Annotated in this window: 2 protein-coding genes; both read right to left on the bottom strand. The window is 48.8% G+C overall.

Annotation, left to right across the window (positions count from 1 at the left end):
* Window positions 1-432: 432 nt before the first annotated feature.
* Window positions 433-1,320 carry a hypothetical protein gene (locus Q0135_RS08155; RefSeq protein ID WP_297989712.1) on the bottom strand — a complete coding sequence of 296 codons (888 nt, stop codon included), beginning with the start codon at window positions 1,318-1,320 and terminating at the stop codon, window positions 433-435.
* Window positions 1,317-1,777 (bottom strand): GNAT family N-acetyltransferase (locus Q0135_RS08160; RefSeq protein ID WP_297989713.1); only part of this gene is annotated, 461 nt, incomplete at its 5' end. The genes Q0135_RS08155 and Q0135_RS08160, both read right to left, overlap by 4 nt.

The following is a 1,777-nucleotide window of genomic DNA, read 5'->3' on the forward strand; positions in this document are numbered from 1 at the left end:
GAGCTTGCAGAGCTTATTTATAAATACTTTAAAGATCAAAGCTTGCTAGAAGGAGATACTTACGATTATCTAGTCTATCAGAACAAATCCTGGATAGAGGTCAGGGAGCTCGCTTTGAAGACCTTGCATATTTTCGGATACAAGCCATATAGCTTTAACTATGATTAGACCCGGATTGAACCTGGCAGAATGAAATTTATCGTATATATCTTTACTCTGCTACTATGCCTAAGCGCTTGGGCTTTGCTTGGTTATATACGGTAAAATAAGACCGATGCCGCGTAAGCAAACAGCTTTATTTCGGGCGCACTTATGTTGCGCTGCATCATACCGCGCGCCGTAACGATACATCTAACGCCGCTAGACCGTGCTTTAGCTGCTACGTCGCGATGCGCTCTATCGCTGCGCCTTAAATCCTTGCGCCCGAGTCGCCTAGATCATCTTTCCGACGAGTTTTTCTTTAAATTCCTTGTAAATTTCAGGCCCCGCGTGTTTGTATTCGCTCGTCAGCTTATTGTGAAATTCCGCCATATCGCCGCCGCTTTCGCGGTATAGCTTGATCGCGTTTCGCCTTACGGCACCGTCTTTTAGGTCGCTATCGTAGGTGATGCTCGCGTATCGCGTCCGCGCGTCGTCCTTGATCTCGCGATAGATCTCGCAGCCTTTGGCTCTGCCGAGCTTTGCGACGCACGCGCCGTAAAGGGCTTGCAGGCTCACGCACTGTGGGATCAGCGCCTTCGCCGCGGCAAGGTCTGCTTTGACGATTTTAGAATTTGCGGCTTTTTGTTCCTGTTGTGCGGCTTTTGACTCCTGCTTTGCGGCTTTTATACCTTGCTTTTGAGCCTTTGGCTCACATTTCGCAGTTTTTGGCTCCTGCTTTGTAGCTTCCGACTCCGCTTTTTGGGCTTTTTTCTCTGCCGCGCCGTTTGCTTTGCCTTGCTTTGCGTTCGTCCCTGCGGCATGCGAGGCTAGACTGATCTTTTCAAATTTAGGATTTTTGCGGTAGTTTAGATTGTTAAAGAATTCTATCACGTCGTCGTAAAATTTATCGTTGCTGACGATGCCGATCTTGCCCTCGGCTCCGCAGAGCTTACCCATCAAAAACACGATGATCTTATCGGCGAAATCCTTTCTTTGCTTACCGATCGTAAAGACCTCGCCTATGCTAACGCCCATCTTGGATAGGCGCGCAAGGGTTAAGGCGCCGATCTTTTTGGCGGTGTTGGAGACTATATTTAGCTCGTCGCCCTCTTTGAGATTTACGACGTCAAAGATATTATCGACGTCGATATTTTCGTCGTCTATGATAAAATGGGTCAAAGTTTTTCCTTTAAATTAAATTTCAATGCCCGCGCTCGCGCAAATTTCATCTCTAAAGCGCGCAAAAGCCTCATCGCAGGCTGATTTTGCAGATGCTCGCCGATCGGCTTTTGCATCCACGCCATATCGTACCAGCGGCCGAATTTATAGGCGCAGCGCTGAAATCTTCCGACGAAGCGAAAGCCCATGCGCTCGTGAAATCGCACGCTCGCGTCGTTTAGATATTCGTCATCTCCGCAAGCGATGCAAGCGTTCATGTTTGCGATGTTTTGAGCTCTGAGCGTGCGCTCTAGCGCTTCGTAGAGCAGCCTGCCGATACCAAAAGCGTGCGCGTTTTGCGATACATAAACGGAGCTTTCCGTCGACCAATCATATGCCGCGCGCTCTTTGAAAGCCGAAGCGTGGGCGTAGCCGAGGATTTGTCCGTGTTTTAAATTTGCGCCATTTTGTTTCACTG

It is taken from the genome of uncultured Campylobacter sp. (assembly GCF_937981295.1).
Lineage (GTDB): Bacteria > Campylobacterota > Campylobacteria > Campylobacterales > Campylobacteraceae > Campylobacter_B.